The 16,155-nt window shown below is 63.1% G+C and carries 13 protein-coding genes and 1 pseudogene; 4 read left to right on the top strand and 10 right to left on the bottom strand.

Annotation, left to right across the window (positions count from 1 at the left end; translation table 11 throughout):
* Positions 1 to 435: 435 nt before the first annotated feature.
* From urtE to urtA, 5 genes are all read right to left on the bottom strand, one after another.
* Entirely contained in the window at positions 436 to 1,131 is a 696-nt protein-coding gene (gene urtE, locus X726_RS150330) for an urea ABC transporter ATP-binding subunit UrtE (protein ID WP_023670935.1), read from the bottom strand.
* A gap of 69 nt (positions 1,132 to 1,200) precedes the next feature.
* Positions 1,201 to 1,947 (bottom strand): urea ABC transporter ATP-binding protein UrtD, encoded by a 747-nt coding sequence (gene urtD / locus X726_RS150335; RefSeq protein ID WP_023670934.1) that lies wholly within the window; start codon positions 1,945 to 1,947, stop codon positions 1,201 to 1,203.
* 4 nt (positions 1,948 to 1,951) lie between these two features.
* On the bottom strand, positions 1,952 to 3,184 hold the full coding sequence (gene urtC / locus X726_RS150340; protein WP_023670933.1) for an urea ABC transporter permease subunit UrtC: 1,233 nt from the start codon (positions 3,182 to 3,184) through the stop codon (positions 1,952 to 1,954).
* Entirely contained in the window at positions 3,181 to 4,797 is a 1,617-nt protein-coding gene (gene urtB / locus X726_RS150345; RefSeq protein ID WP_023670932.1) for an urea ABC transporter permease subunit UrtB, read from the bottom strand. The genes urtC and urtB overlap by 4 nt, the downstream gene beginning before the upstream one ends.
* A gap of 113 nt (positions 4,798 to 4,910) precedes the next feature.
* Positions 4,911 to 6,221, bottom strand: a complete 1,311-nt coding sequence (gene urtA, locus X726_RS150350) for an urea ABC transporter substrate-binding protein (protein ID WP_023670931.1) — start codon at positions 6,219 to 6,221, stop codon at positions 4,911 to 4,913.
* Positions 6,222 to 6,533: 312 nt separating this feature from the next.
* Here urtA and X726_RS150355 point away from each other — a divergent pair, with 312 nt between their 5' ends.
* Together X726_RS150355 and X726_RS150360 are read left to right on the top strand one after the other, a co-directional pair.
* Complete coding sequence (locus X726_RS150355) at positions 6,534 to 6,929, top strand: hypothetical protein (RefSeq protein WP_023670930.1); 396 nt, start codon at positions 6,534 to 6,536, stop codon at positions 6,927 to 6,929.
* A gap of 117 nt (positions 6,930 to 7,046) precedes the next feature.
* Entirely contained in the window at positions 7,047 to 8,960 is a 1,914-nt protein-coding gene (locus X726_RS150360) for a PhoX family phosphatase (RefSeq protein WP_023670929.1), read from the top strand.
* 65 nt (positions 8,961 to 9,025) lie between these two features.
* Here X726_RS150360 and X726_RS150365 read toward each other — a convergent pair whose 3' ends face one another.
* The 3 genes from X726_RS150365 to X726_RS150375 form a co-directional block, all read right to left on the bottom strand.
* Complete coding sequence (locus X726_RS150365; protein WP_023670928.1) at positions 9,026 to 10,597, bottom strand: GMC family oxidoreductase; 1,572 nt, start codon at positions 10,595 to 10,597, stop codon at positions 9,026 to 9,028.
* Positions 10,598 to 10,647: 50 nt separating this feature from the next.
* Complete coding sequence (locus tag X726_RS150370) at positions 10,648 to 11,172, bottom strand: twin-arginine translocation pathway signal (protein WP_023670927.1); 525 nt, start codon at positions 11,170 to 11,172, stop codon at positions 10,648 to 10,650.
* A gap of 81 nt (positions 11,173 to 11,253) precedes the next feature.
* Complete coding sequence (locus tag X726_RS150375) at positions 11,254 to 11,649, bottom strand: VOC family protein (RefSeq protein WP_023670926.1); 396 nt, start codon at positions 11,647 to 11,649, stop codon at positions 11,254 to 11,256.
* Positions 11,650 to 11,869: 220 nt separating this feature from the next.
* Between X726_RS150375 and X726_RS150380 the strand changes: the two genes are divergently transcribed.
* Positions 11,870 to 12,172, top strand: coding sequence for a ribbon-helix-helix domain-containing protein (locus X726_RS150380; protein WP_023670924.1), 303 nt, complete (start codon positions 11,870 to 11,872; stop codon positions 12,170 to 12,172).
* A gap of 5 nt (positions 12,173 to 12,177) precedes the next feature.
* On the opposite strand, the gene X726_RS150385 is transcribed toward X726_RS150380, so the two are convergent.
* Entirely contained in the window at positions 12,178 to 12,888 is a 711-nt protein-coding gene (locus tag X726_RS150385; RefSeq protein WP_023670923.1) for a DeoD-type purine-nucleoside phosphorylase, read from the bottom strand.
* Positions 12,889 to 12,972: 84 nt separating this feature from the next.
* The gene (locus X726_RS150390) at positions 12,973 to 15,543 is read right to left on the bottom strand and encodes a PAS domain-containing sensor histidine kinase (RefSeq protein WP_023670922.1); all 2,571 of its coding nucleotides are present in this window, start codon (positions 15,541 to 15,543) and stop codon (positions 12,973 to 12,975) included.
* A 205-nt stretch (positions 15,544 to 15,748) separates the two neighbouring features.
* On the opposite strand from X726_RS150390, the pseudogene X726_RS0135560 reads away from it, so the two are divergent.
* Positions 15,749 to 16,155: pseudogene (locus tag X726_RS0135560) on the top strand (flagellar biosynthetic protein FliO); the annotation flags it as partial.

The following is a 16,155-nucleotide window of genomic DNA, read 5'->3' as shown; positions in this document are numbered from 1 at the left end:
CTGAGCCAGCATATTCCCTCGATCTGCTACAGAACCAGACTGATACGGAAGCGGCCGACTCACCGAGGCCTAGGAAAGACTAGCATGCAGTATTCGGCGTGCCAGAGGTGGCGGCCTCGGACGAAAGTCCGACGCAACGGGCGCGGATCTTCGCGACTTCATCATCCTTGGGCGTAGCGACGCGAAGCGGAGCGAAGACCCAGGGATCCATGCCGGGACGAAGAAGCGTCATTAACGGTGCAGAATTTGGAATGCCAATGTGCCGCAGAAGCGATCTTGTTCTGCATCGCGGCACTCTTTGGCTGATGTCGCGGCATGGATTCTAGGATCTGCGCGCGTCGCTCCGCTCCTTGGCTCCGCCCTAGAATGACGAAGTGGTTGTGGGCATTTCAGCCAATCTTCGACGTGTACGATCCGTGCAGCCGTCGACCTGCGTTAAACCGTCAGAAACTTCCTGACGTCCGCCCGGTCGAGATCTTCGGCCGGGCCGGTGTGGACGATCTGGCCGCGGTCCATGATGTTGACCTCGTCGGCGAGCTCGCGGCAGAAATCCAGATATTGCTCGACCAGCAGAACGGCGATACCGGCCTGGTCGCGCAGATAGCGGATGGCGCGGCCGATGTCCTTGATGATCGAGGGCTGGATGCCTTCGGTCGGCTCGTCGAGCACCAGCAGTTTCGGCCGCATGACGAGCGCCCGGCCGATGGCGAGCTGCTGCTGCTGGCCGCCTGAGAGATCGCCGCCGCGGCGCCCCACCATCTGCTTCAGCACCGGAAACAGTTCGAAGACATGCGCCGGCACGTTGCGGTCGGCGCGCTTCAACGGCGCAAAGCCGGACTCCAGATTTTCGCGCACCGTCAGCAGCGGAAAGATCTCCCTGCCCTGCGGTACGAATGCGATGCCCGACCGGGCGCGATCATACGCCGCGCTCCGGTCGAGCGCCTTCCCCTCGAAGGCAACGCTTCCGCTCGTCAGCCGGTGGTGGCCGACGATCGATCTCATCAAACTGGTCTTGCCGACGCCGTTGCGGCCGAGCACGCAGGTGATCTTGCCGGCACCCGCCGTCAGCGACACACCGCGCAGCGCCTGAGCAGCGCCGTAATGGAGCGTGGCGTTGGAAACTTCGAGCATGTCAGCGCCTTCTCCAGAAGCGGAGGAACGGAAAGTCGAAGCGATGGAATTGCACCCGCCAGACCATGCTCATCTCCCGAGATAAACTTCGACGACCCGCTCGTCGGCCGAGACGAAATCGAGCGAGCCTTCCGACAGCACCGAGCCCTCATGCAGGCAGGTGACCTTGACGCCGAGTTCGCGCACGAAATGCATGTCGTGCTCGACGACGATGACCGAATGCTCGCGCGCTATGTCCTTGAGCAGCCGCGCGGTTTCCTCGGTCTCGGCATCGGTCATCCCTGCGACCGGCTCGTCAACCAAAAGCAGCTTCGGGTCCTGCGCCAGCAGCATGCCGATCTCCAGCCACTGTTTCTGGCCATGGCTGAGATTGGCTGCCAGATCGTGGCGCTTGTCGCCCAGCCGGATGATGCCGAGGATGTCGTCGATCTGTCTGGCTTCGGCGGCCGAGCGGCGATGGAACAGCGCCGGAAAGATCGAGCGCGGGCCCTTCAGCGCCAGCATCAGATTGTCTTCGACGCTGTGGCTTTCGAAGACGGTCGGCTTCTGGAATTTGCGGCCGATGCCCATCATGGCGATCTCCGCCTCGTCGTGCCGGGTCAGATCGACCTGGCCGTCGAAGAACACTTCGCCCTCGTCGGGCCGGGTCTTGCCGGTGACGATGTCCATCATCGTCGTCTTGCCGGCGCCGTTGGGACCGATGATGGCGCGCATCTCGCCCTTGTCGAGCACCAGCGACAGATTGTTGATGGCGCGGAAACCGTCGAAGGAGACCGAGACGCCGTCGAGATAGAGGATGGTGTTGGACTTCGACATCGCTCTATTCCGCCGGCTGCGGTTCAGGCCCGGACGCGGACCAGGCACCGGGCGTTGTTGCTGCGCTGCGCACGATCTTCGATGGCGGCGGGGCATCAGGGTCTGTGCCCGCTTCCTCTGCAATCGCTGCAGCCCGCATCGCCCGAGCGTTACCGCGCCAGGAATCCCACATGCCGACGATGCCCTTGGGCAGGAACAGGGTTACGGCGACGAACAGGCCGCCGAGCGCAAACAGCCAGAACTCCGGCAGCAGGCCGGTGAACCAGGATTTGCCGGCGTTGACCAGCAGCGCGCCGACGATCGGGCCGACAATGGTGCCGCGCCCACCGACGGCTGCCCAGATCACGACTTCGATGGAATTGGACGGCTCGAATTCGCCGGGATTGATGATACCGACCTGCGGCACATAGAGCGCGCCGGCGATGCCGGCCATGACAGCCGAGACGGTGAAGGCAAACAGCTTCACGTTCTCCGCCCGCCAGCCGAGGAAGCGGGTGCGGCTCTCGGCGTCGCGCACCGCCATCAGCAGCTTGCCGTATTTGGAGCCGACGATCGCCCAGGTGATGAAGACGGCGAGCGCGAGTATGATGGCGCTGGCGGCAAACAGGGCCGAGCGGGTGGCGTCGGCCTGCACGTTGAAGCCCAGAATATCCTTGAAATCGGTCAAGCCGTTGTTGCCGCCGAAACCCATGTCGTTGCGGAAGAAGGCGAGCAGCAGCGCGTAGGTCATCGCCTGGGTGATGATGGAGAGATAGACGCCGGTGACGCGGCTGCGGAAGGCGAACCAGCCGAAGACGAAGGCGAGCAGGCCGGGCACCGCCAGGACCATGATGGCGGCGAACCAGAAATGGTCGAAACCGGTCCAGAACCAGGGCAATTCCTTGTAGTTCAGGAACACCATGAAATCGGGCAGGATCGGATTGCCGTAAACGCCGCGCGAGCCGATCTGGCGCATGAGGTACATGCCCATCGCATAGCCGCCGAGGGCGAAGAAGGCGCCATGGCCGAGCGAGAGGATGCCGCAATAGCCCCAGACGAGATCGAGCGCCAAGGCAAGCAATGCATAGCAGAGGTACTTGCCCGTCAACGCGACGATGTAGGACGGAATATAGAACGCGCTTTGCGGCGACACTGCGAGGTTGAGCAGCGGCACGATAATGGCGGCCGTCAGCAGGATGAAAATAGTGATGGCGATGCGACGGTCGGCACCCGCGGCGAAGAAGCGTCCCGTGATCATGTTTCCACCGCCCTGCCCTTGAGCGCGAACAGGCCGCGCGGGCGCTTCTGAATGAACAGGATGATCAGCACCAGCACGACGATCTTGCCGAGCACCGCGCCGGCATAGGGTTCGAGAACCTTGTTGACGATGCCGAGCGACAAGGCGCCGACCAGCGTGCCCCAGAGATTGCCGACGCCGCCGAAGACCACGACCATGAAGCTGTCGATGATGTAGCCGCGGCCGAGATTGGGCGAGACATTGTCGATCTGGCTGAGCGCGACGCCGGCAATGCCGGCAATGCCGGAGCCGAGCGCAAAGGTCAGCGCATCGACCCAAGGCGTCCTGATGCCCATCGAGGCGGCCATGCGGCGGTTGGCGGTGACGGCGCGCATCTGCAGGCCCCAGGGCGTGCGCTTCATGACAAAGAGCAGCACGCCGAAGACGGTGAGCGCGAAGACCAGGATCCAGAGGCGGTTCCAGGTGACGGCGAGTTGGCCGACATCGAACGATCCCGACATCCAAGAGGGGTTGCCGACCTCCTGGTTGGTCGGTCCGAAGATCGAGCGCACCGCCTGCTGCAGGACAAGCGAGACGCCCCAGGTTGCGAGCAGCGTTTCCAGCGGCCGGCCGTAGAGGAAACGGATGACGCCGCGCTCGATGATCAGGCCGACGGAAGCGGCAACCAGGAAGGCGAGCGGCAGCGCGATCACCAGCGACCAGTCGAACAGGCCGGGGAATGAGGTTCGGATCACCTGCTGGACGACGAAGGTGGTGTAGGCGCCGAGCATCACCATCTCGCCATGCGCCATGTTGATGACGCCCATGACGCCGAAGGTGATGGCGAGGCCGATGGCGGCCAGCAGCAGCACCGAGCCAAGCGAGATGCCGTACCATATGTTCTGGCCGGCATCCCACAGCGCCAGGCTCGAATTGATGCTGGCGATTGCCGCCGTCGCGGCATCCTTGACCGCGCCTTGCGCATTGGCCTCGACCGCGGTGAGCAGCGAGACCGCGTCGCGGTCGCCGCGCGCGCCGATCAGGGCAATGGCGGCAAGCTTGTCGGCCTCCGGCTTGTCGGAGACCAGCACCGATGCCGCGCGCGCCTGTTCGAACAATGCCTTGACCTTGGCGTCGGTCTCGGCGGCAATGGCTGCATCGAGCGGCTCGATATTGGCGGCATCGGGGGTCTTGAACATGGTGTCGGCGGCGGCGATGCGAACAGAAGGATCTTTCGCGCGCAACGTCAGCGTTCCCAGCGCATCGCGGATGACGCGGCGCAGCGTGTTGTTGACCTTGATCTTCGTGATGTCGGCCTTGGCGGCACCGCCGGCTTTCTCGCCGCTCAGCGGGTCGAGCAGCGTGACGCTGTCGCCGGCCTCAGCGCCGACGAAAACCATGGAATCGGCTTTGCGGACGTAGAGGTTGCCCTCGGCAAGCGCGGCAAGCGGTCGTTCGACCAGCGGATCGCCGGTGGCGGCAAGCTCGCGCACCACGGCCTCCGTGGCGGAAAAGCCGGTGCCGGTGGCGAATTTGGCGACGATGGCGCGCAGATCGGCTTCGGCTGCGTTCGACGGCAAAAGACTTGCCACCAGGAACACCAGCATGAGGCCGAGAGTGCGCGACAGGATCATCCGTTCAGATACTTTCCGAGAGGGTGGAATTGGCGTCCGGGCGGGCTGAAGCGCCCGGACGCTTGGCGGTACCGATCGTGGACGCGTCCACGATCGGTCAGTCCCGGGAGGGATCAGTTCGTGCCCTTGCCGCCGCATTTGCCGGTGGCAACGTTGAAGTTGCCGCAGGACAGAGGCGCGCGCCAATCCGAAATCAGGTCCTTGGAATCGGGCAGATAGTCGGACCATTCGTCGCCCATCACGAGGCCGGGCGTCTGCGACACGGTCTCGAACTGGCCGTCGGCCTGGATCTCGCCGATCAGCACCGGCTTGGTGATGTGATGGTTCGGCATCATGGTCGAATAGCCGCCGGTGAGGTTCGGCACGGACACGCCGACCATGGCGTCGATGACCTTGTCGGGATCGGTGGTGCCGGCCTTTTCGACCGCCTTCACCCACATGTTGAAGCCGATATAGTGAGCTTCCATCGGGTCGTTGGTGGTGCGCTTGTCATTCTTGATGAACTTGTGCCAGTCGGCGATGAACTTCTTGTTTTCGGGTGTGTCGACGCTCTCGAAATAGTTCCAGGCAGCGAGATGGCCGACCAGCGGCGCGGTATCGAGACCGGCCAGTTCTTCTTCGCCGACCGAGAAGGCCATGACCGGGATGTCCTCGGCCTTGATGCCCTGGTTGCCGAGTTCCTTGTAGAACGGAACGTTGGCGTCGCCATTGACGGTCGAGACGACGGCGGTCTTCTTCCCGGCCGAGCCGAATTTCTTGATTGCGGAGACTTCGGTCTGCCAGTCGGAGAAGCCGAACGGCGTGTAGTTGACCATGATGTCTTCGGCGGCGACGCCCTTGGCCTTCAGATAGGCCTCGAGGATTTTGTTGGTGGTGCGGGGATAGACGTAGTCGGTGCCTTCCAGCACCCAGCGCTTCACCGAGCCACCGTCCTCGCTCATGAGATAGTCGACAGCGGGAATCGCCTGCTGGTTCGGGGCGGCGCCGGTGTAGAACACGTTGCGCTCGCTTTCCTCGCCCTCATACTGGACGGGGTAGAACAGGATGTTGTCGAGTTCCGAGAACACCGGCAGCACCGATTTGCGCGACACCGAGGTCCAGCAGCCGAACACGGCGGCGACCTTGTCCTTGGAGATCAGCTCGCGCGCCTTCTCGGCGAAGAGCGGCCAATTGGAGGCCGGATCGACAACGACCGCCTCAAGCTTCTTGCCGAGCAGGCCGCCCTTGGCGTTCTGCTCTTCGATGAGCATCAGCATGGCGTCTTTCAGCGTCGTCTCCGAAATCGCCATGGTCCCCGACAGCGAATGCAGAATGCCGACCTTGATCGTGTCTTCGGCGGCCTTGGCCGGAGACGACATCGACAGGCCGGCGGCGACCACGCCGGCCGAAAACATTTTTGTTATTGTGGAGAAATTACCCCTCATACCGAAGACTCCCAAGCTGGTTGATTGCACCGCGATAAAGCAATGCAACTGCCGTGCCAAACGCAAAGGCGCCGCTCACAAGAAGGGAATAGCCGAGCGTTATCAACTGGTTGGTATATTAGCCTGGAGAAAACAATGGCAGCCAGTGAAAATTGATTGAGCCAAATTTGCGCAGCGCACACGACTTTTGCCTAATTTTCGCCCAAATAGGACAAATGCCTAGTTTTTGATCTCCGGCCGTGGATTCCGGGCGAACAATGTTGCGGCACCGCGCAAAAATAGGGCAAGCTCGCCATTCAAAAGAGAGACGTCATGGCATCTCGCATCTCACGGATTTCCGGCATCCTGCTGCTGATGGCAACGAGCGGCGGCGCGCGCGCCGATTTCAGCGAGGGCAAGCTTCCGGACGGCACCTATCATTGCGAGGTCTACCTGCTCGGCGCCTTCCTCAACCTCGGCGACATCACCATCAAGGGCAATGTCTATACCGGCCCGGTGACGTTCGGAACGGCGCTGCAAGGCTACAATTATCAGATGAACGCCAATGGCGAGATCACCTGGCTCGGGCCGCTGGGCGGCTATACCACCGGTGGCAACTCCGTCTCCATGACACAGGCAACACTGGACGGCGAGACTGCCCCGTCATTCGACATCATTCTGAAGCAGCCCGACGGCGCCTTCACCGCCTCGACCTGCACCAAGGGCTGAGCGATGCGTAGTGCCGCGCCCAGTTGCGGCAAAACCTTCCTCTTATGTCATGTGAATGTTGCCTAAGCAGACTAGGGCAACGGTGCGCCGTAACATCCACCCTGAGAGGCAGACACCATGGCCAATGCACCGTCTTCATCCTCCCCCGTCATCCGCGAAATCATTGCCGAGCGCGTCTCGCGCCGGTCTCTTTTGAAAGGCAGCCTCGCCTCCGGCGCGCTGATTGCCGGCGGCAGTTTTGTCGGCTCCTTGTTTGCCGGCGAAACGCATGCCGCCACAGCGCAGTCGACGCTCGGCTTTCCCGAGCTGAAACGGGTCTACGGCAAGACCCATGCCGCCGCCGAAGGCTATGAGACGACCATCGTCGCGCGCTGGGGCGACCCGCTTGCAGCCGGCCTCGCCGAATTCGACGGCAACAAGGTCGCGGCGGAGGAACAGGAAAAGCGCTTCGGCTACAATTGCGACTACATCGCCTTCATGCCGCTGCCCAAGGGTACGGTGAATTCTGATCATGGCCTGCTCTGCGTCAACAACGAATACATCTCGCCCAATGTGATGTTTCCGGGGATGACCGAGGGCGATGCCGGCAAGACGATGACCAGGGAACAGGTCGATCTCGGCATGGCCGCGATGGGCCATTCGATCGTCGAGGTGCAATTGAAGGACGGCAAGTGGGAAACCGTAGCCGACAGTCCGCTGAACCGCCGCATCACCGCCAACACCGAAATGACCGTTTCCGGACCGGTTGCCGGCCATGCGCTGATGAAGACCTCGGCCGACGCGACTGGCACCAAAGTGCTCGGCACCAGCTACAACTGCAGCGGCGGTTTCACCCCCTGGGGTACGGTGCTGACCTGCGAGGAAGGCGTGTCCGACATTTTCGGCGGCGACCCGAAAAGGGCGCCGACCGCCGACCTGCTTGACCGTTACGGCTTCGACGGCTCCGACATCTATGGCCGCGGCCGCTTCCATGACCGCTTCAACCTCGACAAGGAACCGAACGAGGCCAACCGCTTCGACTGGGTGGTCGAGATCGACCCTTACGATCCTCAGTCCAGGCCGGTGAAGCGCACGGCACTTGGCCGCATGTCGCATGAGGCCTCGACCGTGGTCCTCAACAAGGACGGCCGCGTTGTCGTCTATATGGGTGACGACGACTATTTCGAATATATGTACCGCTTCGTCTCGGCCAAGGCCTATGACAAGGCCAACCCGGCCTCCGGCGCCGATCTGCTCGACGATGGCGTGCTGTCGGTCGCCCGCTTCGATGCCGATGGCTCGATGACGTGGCTGCCGTTGGTGCACGGCCAGGGCAAGCTTACCGTCGAGAACGGTTTTGCCGACCAGGCCGAGGTGCTGTTGAAGACGCGGTTTGCGGCAGATGCGCTCGGCGCCACGCCGATGGACCGGCCCGAGGACATCGAGACCAATCCGGTGACCGGCCGCGTCTATGCGGTGATGACCAAGAACAAGAAGCGCGACCAGTCAAAGGTCAATCCGGCCAACACGCGGCCGGAAAACCTGTGGGGCCATATTGTCGAACTGATCCCGCCCGGCGGCCGCGGCGCGGATGCCGACCACACGGCGGAAAAGTATGCCTGGGACCTGTTCGTGCTCTGCGGCAACCCGAAAGATGCCAAGGTCGGCGCCACTTTTCATCCGGATACGTCGGACAATGGCTGGTTCGTCTGCCCCGACAACATCACCTTCGACCCGGCGGGGCGGCTGTGGGTGGCGACGGACGGCGCCAATGATTTCGACCTGCCGGACGGCGTCTATGGCGTCGACACCGAAGGTGCGGCGCGCGGCCTGCCGAAGCTGCTGTTCACCTGCCCGCATGGCGCCGAAGCGACCGGCCCATGCTTCACGCCGGACGGCACGACTTTGTTCCTGTCGGTGCAGCACCCTGCGGAAGATGCAGAGACGCTCGACAAGGCGCAGACGCTGTGGCCCGACTTCAGGGATGGCCAGCTGCCGCGACCGTCCGTCGTCGCCATCCGCCGCAAGGACGGACAGCCGGTCGGCGCATAGTGAGTCCTAGGAAAAAAGGGCGGAACGCGCCATGCGCGTTCCGCGTAGCGATCCGGGAGGACGGCTCAGATCGTCTTGGCCGACATTTGCGAAGCGATGTATTCGGCCTGGCGGATAGCCAGCGACACGATCGTCAGCGTCGGATTTTCAGCCGCACCGGTGGTGAACTGGCTGCCGTCCGACACGAACAGGTTTTTGATGTCGTGCGCTTGGCCGTGCTTGTTGACGACGCCGTCTTCCGCCTTTTCGCTCATCCGGTTTGTGCCGAGATTGTGGGTTGAGGGATAGGGCGGCGTCGGGAAGGAGCGCGTCGCGCCGACCGCATCGTAAAGCGCTGTGGCCTGCTTGTAGGCATGGTTGCGCATCGCCGTGTCGTTGGGATGATCATCGAAATGCACGTCGGCGATCGGCATGCCGTGCGCGTCCTTCTCGTCCTTGTGCAGCGTGATGCGGTTTTCCGCGCGCGGCATGTCCTCGCCGACGATCCACAGGCCAGCCATGTGATCATAGTGGTCGAGCGCGGTGGTGAATGAACGGCCCCAGCCGCCGGGGTTGAGGAAGGCGGCCATGAAGGGCAAGCCGAGCGACAGCGTCTCGAATTCATAGCCGCCGACAAAGCCGCGTGAGGGATCGTGCCGCGCCTCGTCGCGGATAATGCCGGCCATGGTGGTGCCGCGATACATGTGCACCGGTTGGTCGAAAATGGCGTAGACCGAACCGGTGGTGTGGCGCATGTAGTTCTTGCCGACCTGCCCCGACGAATTGGCAAGCCCTTGCGGAAACTTCGCTGACTCGGAGTTTAGCAGCAGGCGCGGGCTTTCGATCGAGTTGCCGGCGACGGCGACAATGCGGGCCTTCTGTTCCTGCAGCTTGCCGTCCTTGTCGGCATAGACGACGCCGGTCACCTTGCCTGAGGCGTCGTGGTTGATCTTGATCGCCATGGCATTCGGCCGGACTTCGAGATGGCCGGAGGCCTCGCCCTTGGGGATCTCGGTATAGAGCGTCGACCATTTGGCGCCCCATTTGCAGCCCTGGAAGCAGAAGCCGGTCTGTTGGCAGGAGTTCCGGTCATCACGCTCGACCGAATTGATTGCCATGTTGCCGGTATGACATTCCTTGTAGCCGAGCTTGTCGGCGCCGGCCTTGAGCACCTTGAAATTGTTGTTGCCGGGCAGCCGCGGCCAGCCATTGGTGCCGGTGACGCCCATCTTGGCTTCCGCCTTGGCGTAGTAAGGCTCCATCTCGGCCAATGTGACCGGCCAGTCCAGCAGGTTGGCGCCTTCCAGCTTGCCGTAGGTCGAGAGCGTCTTGAACTCATGCTCCTGGAAGCGCAGCGAGGCGCCGGCCCAGTGCGTGGTCGAGCCGCCGACCGATTTGACGATCCAGGCCGGCAAATTCGGGAAATCCTTCGACACCCGCCAGTCGCCGGACGTCGTGCGCTTGTCCGTCCAGGCGAGTTGGCTGAAGGAACCCCACTCGTCATTGATGAAATCCTCGTATTCGTGACGCGCGCCGGCCTCGAGGATGACGACATCGACGCCTTTCTGGGCGAGTTCGTTGCCGAGCGTGCCGCCGCCGGCGCCGGAGCCGATGATCACGACCACGCCGTCGTTGTTGAGATCAAATGAAGCTGCCATGGTTTCCTCCCATGAATTCCTGTTTGCGGGGTTTCAAAACGACGGAGGGCTCAGAGCCACTCTATGTCGTCGAAACCGCGCGCGATGTAGCCGCCCTTGGAGTAGGATTCGCCCTCGTAGCCGAAGATCGGCCACACCTCCTGCTGGTTGTAGAGGCTGACGACGAGGCCGCCGCGGATGGACTGGAAGAACGGCGTCGCCTCGATCTGCTGCAGCACGGCGACGCGCTGCTCCTCCCAGCCGAGGCCGCGATAGCCGCCCTCGCCCGATTTCTTGTCGAGGTCGGCGATGCCGTCTTCGATCATCGTCTTGTAGGCAGCGTCCTTGCCGGCCTGCTCATCATGCCCTTTTACGGCGATGGCGTAGTATTTGTCGGGCACCTGATCGTGCGGATAGATGTCGCGCGCCATCTGGATCAGCGTTGCCATGGTTTCGGGCTTGAGCGCCGATGTCTCGAGCCCCCAGGCATTTTCAGGGCTGATGACGGCGCTGCCGGAAATGACGAGCAACGCGCCGATGCCGCCGCGTTTGAGAAGTTCACGACGTGAGAGCCTCGCGTCATAGATCGTGACCATTTTGTTCCTCCCTGCTTGCTGTTTGCGCCCTTGAACAGCGCCGTTGCTGGCGTCGCGCGGCTGAATGCGGCCGATAATCCCCTACTGGAAGCGCCCTCCACGCTGCAGAACCTCGATCTTGTAGCCGTCGGGGTCCTCGATGAAGAAAAAGCGCGCGATCAGCGATCCGTCGCGGTTGAATTCGACGATCTTCTTGGGGTTGAGGCCGAGCGCGCCGATCCGGTCGTGTTCACTGTCGAGATCGGACACCGAGACCGCCAGATGGCCGTAACCGTCGCCTAGCTCATAAGGCTCGGTGCGGCCCTTGTTCACGGTGAGTTCGAGCTCGAACCCCGTTTCGGCGTTGGCAAGGTAAATCAGCGTGAATGTCTCGAAATCCAGCCTGTCGGCGACATCGAGCCCGAAAGCGTTTCTGTAGAAATCGACGGATCTGGCCTCTTGGAGAACCCGGATCATGGAGTGGATTGCCTTCGCCAAATCAGTCTCCGCCGCTGCATGCTGGAGGCGATTATGGGCGGCACGCGCGAAAGGTGGTGGCAGCCGGTTACCACGGCTAAATTTGCAATCGCTGCTATGCCTGCGCCTAAAGACGAAAGTCCGATTGCCGATTCGGCCCACAAGGCCGAACATGCAGGGACAACCACAACTTGAAGGCGCGACACGCTGCGCCCAAAACCAACAATATCGGGAGGTAAGGATGTGCAGGGTTTTTGCCGGGCAGGATCCGGAAGGCTATCGACAGATCAACCGGTCGATCCGCATCGACGGTCACTCTACGAGTATCCAGCTTGAAGGAACGTTCTGGGCGCTGCTTGACGAAATTGCCGACAGCCAGGGCCTGACGACGCCGAAGTTCATCTCAAAACTCTATGACGAGGCGATCGAGATCAACGGCGCCATTCCCAATTTCGCGTCGATGCTGCGTACCACCTGCGCGCTCTATCTGCGCGGTCACCGGCCAGACATGGATGAGCTGACGCCGAAGCGCGAAGCGGCCTGAGGAAGCTAGCCTTCCGCCGCAACGTCGAGCCCGAGCCGCGCCATATCGGTGAACAGCGCCTGACGTTCGGAATAGGCAGTCTGTTCGCCGGTCACGATGTTGTCGACGACGGTCAGCAGCGACAGCGCGCGGGCGCCGAAATGCGCCGCGATTCGGTAGAGTGCGCTGGTTTCCATATCGACAGCGAGAGCCCCAAGCGCCTGCGCTTCGGCAAAGCGGTCGCGCCCTTCAGGGTGGTAGAAGACATCGCTGCAGATGGTCAGCCCGGCCTGGTGGTCGATGCCGAGCTGGGCGGCGCAGGCCAAAGCGTGGGCGAACAGGCCGGGATCGGGCCCGGCGGCAGCATCGTAGAGGCCGAAGACCTGGCCGCTTTGGTCGCTTTCGGCGCGCACCGACTGCGAGATCACCAAGGAGCGCAGCGGCACGCGGGGTGTCAGGCCGCCGCAGGTGCCTGTGCGGATTAGCGTTTTTACGCCGTGAACATCCAGGAGTTCATGCGCATAGACCAGGAAGGACGGGACACCGATGCCGGTGGCCTGGATGCTGATGGGACGGCCGCGATAGAGACCGGTGAAGCCGAGTGCGCCCCGGCGGCGGTTGACGCAGCGCGGCGCCTCAAGAAATGTCTTTGCCATCCACTCGGCGCGTTGCGGATCGCCCGGCAACAGCACCGTTGCGGCATAGTCGCCCCTGGCAGCCTCGTTGTGCGGCGTCACGACATGCTCCCCAAAACCCGCCGCCCGTTTCGCCTGCAATCATGGCAGTGTCACGTCATTGCGCAACCTTTGAATTAGGGCGCCCTAGGACTCCAATACATCCTTGACCACGGTGGCCAGTTGCTTGAGGGAGAACGGCTTCGGCAGGAAGCCGAATTGCGCGTCCGGCGGCAGGTTTCTGGCGAAAGCGTCTTCGGCATAGCCGGACACGAAGACGAACTTGATGTCGGGCTGGCGCTTGCGCAGTTCGCCGAGCAGCGTCGGTCCGTCCATTTCCGGCATCACCACGTCGGACACGACGATATCGACTTTGCCGCCGAGCGCTTCGAAGACTTCCAGCGCCTCGACGCCCGAGGAGGCCTCATGGACGGTATAGCCGCGCGAGGTCAGCGCCCGCGAGCCGCCCATGCGCACGGCGTCTTCGTCCTCGACGAGGAGCACAGTGGCCGAGCCCGACAGGTCCTTGGCGCTGTCGGCGGCTTTCACCGGCGCAGCCGGCGCCTCGCTGACGTCGCCGGGCTTCTTCGCCTCCACGATATGGCGCGGCAGGAAGATGCGGAAGGTCGAACCCTTGCCGACTTCGGAATCGCAGAAGATGAAACCGCCGGTCTGCTTGATGATGCCATAGACCATCGACAGGCCAAGGCCGGTGCCTTTGCCGACTTCCTTGGTGGTGAAGAACGGCTCAAAAATCTTCTTCAGCACGTCCGGGGCAATGCCCGAGCCGCTATCCTCGACCTCGACCACGACATAGTCGGCAGGCGTGAGCTCGCGGTAGGAGAAGCTCTTGCATTGTTCGGCGGTGACGTTGCGGGTGCGCACGGTGAGGTCGCCGCCGGCCGGCATGGCGTCGCGCGCGTTGACGGCCAGGTTGACCACCACCTGCTCGAACTGGCCGATATCGACCTTGACCGGCCACAAATCGCGGCCGTGGTCGACCTTCAGCTTGATCTCGTTGCCAACGAGGCGGGCAAGCAGCATCCGGAGATCGGCAAGCACGTCGGTCAGGTTCAGCACTTCCGGCCGCAATGTCTGCTTGCGCGAGAAGGCGAGCAACTGCCGCACCAGCGAGGCCGCCCGGTTGGCATTCTGCTTAATGTTCATGATGTCGGGGAAGGATGGGTCCGACGGCCGGTGATTGGTCAGCAAAAGATCCGACGCCATGATGATGGCGGTCAGCACATTGTTGAAGTCGTGGGCGATGCCGCCGGCGAGCTGTCCGACCGCCTGCATCTTCTGGCTCTGCGCCATCTGGCCCTCGAGCGCCTTCTGCTCGGTGGTCTCGACGGCATAGACGATGGCCGATTCCTCGGCGCCCTCGCCGGTGCCGTCGGCGACGGCGTTGACGTAGAAGCGGATGTGACGCTCCTCATTGCCGGGCAGCAGCGTGTCGATCGGCTCGATGTCGGCCTGCCTCAGCCGCGCCTTTTCGAACGCGGCGGCAAAGGCCGGCCGGTCGCGCTCGTGGATCACGGTGTCCAGCCGCACGCGGCGGTCGACCGCGTCGCCGTCGACGACGGAGGAAAACAGCGACAGGAACGGCGCATTGGTGCGCAGGATGCGGCCGCCATTGTCGACGGCGGCAATGGCCATCGGCGTCGAATTGAAGAAGCGAGTGAAGCGTACCTCCGAAGCCCGAAGATCGGCCGATGCGTCCTCGCCCTGCGTGCGGTTGAGCACGATGGTGCGGGTGGGACCGTTGGTCCCCTCGCGGCTGGCCGAGACCCGATGCATGAAGCGCACCGGCAGCGCCTCGCCGGTCGTCGTCGTAAGATCGAGATCGATGACGGCGTTGCGGGTGGTGCCGGGATCGGCCTTGACCGAGCGCACCAGCGCCATGCCATCGCCGGCGACGATTTCCGGGAGTGTCACGGCGCCAGGGGTGAAGCTCGCCAGATCGATGCCCAGCCATTCGGCGAGCGTGGCGTTGATGTAGGTGACGCGGCCTTCCTGGTCGGCCGAGAAGAAACCGGCCGGCGCATGGTCGAGATGGTCGATGGCCTTCTGCAAGTCGAGGAAGAAACGCTCCTGCTCGGCCCGTTCCTGCGAGATGTCGGCAAGCTGCCAGGCAAGCATCGGCAGGCGCTGACCGGGAACGCTGAAGGTCCGGGCCCGCGCCCGGTACCAGCGCGCGCCGGGTTCGGCGCCCGGCCGGATCGACTGCGCCAGCCGGAATTCGCCGTCGCCGGCCTGGCCGTCGCGCAAACCCGAGGCCAGCCGGTATATGGTCACCGAAGCTTCGGGGACATCGGAAAGCAGGCCTTCGACCGTCTTCAGATCGGCGGCCGACGCAGCCCCGGTCATCTCGGCATAGGCCCGGTTGGCGTAGACGACGCGGCCCTTGGTGTCGGTGACGATCAGGCCCTGCGACATCGAATCGACGAAGGCCTTCGACAGTTCATCCCCGGTCGAACGCGGCGCGATCTGCACGAAGCCGATGGCCGTGGCGAACAGGAAGCCGACGCCGATCATGGCAAGCACGCCCAGCATGCCGAGCAGGAACGGATCGCCAAGACGCTCGCGGAAAATGCCGAAAACGATCGCGGCCCCGGTCAGGACGATGATGAACACGATGAGCCGGGTAACCGCGCCTGGCCGCGTGTTCTGATCGACGATCGGTACCGGATAGAAATCGCCGCGCGTTTCCCTGGCCATATGCCCCCTGCTCGTGAGTTGTCCGACACCGCCCCCGGCCGGTTGAATCACATTCTCCTAATCCGGAAAAGGCCTTGGCGGCAAATGTCGGATAAAAATGACGCGTCGGTGTTTTCAAGCTGTTCACGAAGCGTGAAGGCAACTTGCGGTGGCTGGCCGCAACGGTCTAGTGTCCCTCCACTTCAAAAGCCGATTGGGGGCACCGATGCAGTGGCTGGATAATGTGGCGGGTCCCGGATATGCCGCAGCGCTGCTGTGGACGTTTGCTGCCCTTGTCCTGCTGGTCATCGTGCTCATCATCATCAGGCTGGTCCGCAACCTGACCTTCGGCACCTTCGTTGCCGGCGGCAGGAACCGCAAGACACGGCTGGCGGTCATGGACGCCACGGCGGTCGACAGCCACCGCCGGCTGGTGCTCATCCGTCGCGACGACATCGAACACCTGCTTTTGATCGGCGGCCCAACCGACGTTGTCGTCGAGCGCGATATCAGGCTTGCAGCGCCACGCCGTCCGGCATTGACCGGCGATGGCGGTGTTGGCCAGCAGCAACAGGCGCCGCGTCCGCGCGCAGCACAACCCGCTCCCGCCGCGCCCGCAAGGCAGGCGCCGCC

This window comes from Mesorhizobium sp. LSJC285A00 (genome assembly GCF_000503155.1).
GTDB lineage: Bacteria > Pseudomonadota > Alphaproteobacteria > Rhizobiales > Rhizobiaceae > Mesorhizobium.
Note: the sequence above shows the minus strand (reverse complement) of the source record. Positions and strands in the feature narration are given on the sequence as shown.

Excerpts from the sequence above, each read along its gene's own strand:
- urtE (WP_023670935.1), bottom strand. The coding sequence starts at position 1,131 with ATGCTCGAAGTTTCCAACGCCACGCTCCATTACGGCGCTGCTCAGGCG.
- urtD (WP_023670934.1), bottom strand. The coding sequence starts at position 1,947 with ATGTCGAAGTCCAACACCATCCTCTATCTCGACGGCGTCTCGGTCTCC.
- urtC (WP_023670933.1), bottom strand. The coding sequence starts at position 3,184 with ATGATCACGGGACGCTTCTTCGCCGCGGGTGCCGACCGTCGCATCGCC.
- urtB (WP_023670932.1), bottom strand. The coding sequence starts at position 4,797 with ATGATCCTGTCGCGCACTCTCGGCCTCATGCTGGTGTTCCTGGTGGCA.
- urtA (WP_023670931.1), bottom strand. The coding sequence starts at position 6,221 with ATGAGGGGTAATTTCTCCACAATAACAAAAATGTTTTCGGCCGGCGTG.
- X726_RS150355 (WP_023670930.1), top strand. The coding sequence starts at position 6,534 with ATGGCATCTCGCATCTCACGGATTTCCGGCATCCTGCTGCTGATGGCA.
- X726_RS150360 (WP_023670929.1), top strand. The coding sequence starts at position 7,047 with ATGGCCAATGCACCGTCTTCATCCTCCCCCGTCATCCGCGAAATCATT.
- X726_RS150365 (WP_023670928.1), bottom strand. The coding sequence starts at position 10,597 with ATGGCAGCTTCATTTGATCTCAACAACGACGGCGTGGTCGTGATCATC.
- X726_RS150370 (WP_023670927.1), bottom strand. The coding sequence starts at position 11,172 with ATGGTCACGATCTATGACGCGAGGCTCTCACGTCGTGAACTTCTCAAA.
- X726_RS150380 (WP_023670924.1), top strand. The coding sequence starts at position 11,870 with ATGTGCAGGGTTTTTGCCGGGCAGGATCCGGAAGGCTATCGACAGATC.
- X726_RS150390 (WP_023670922.1), bottom strand. The coding sequence starts at position 15,543 with ATGGCCAGGGAAACGCGCGGCGATTTCTATCCGGTACCGATCGTCGAT.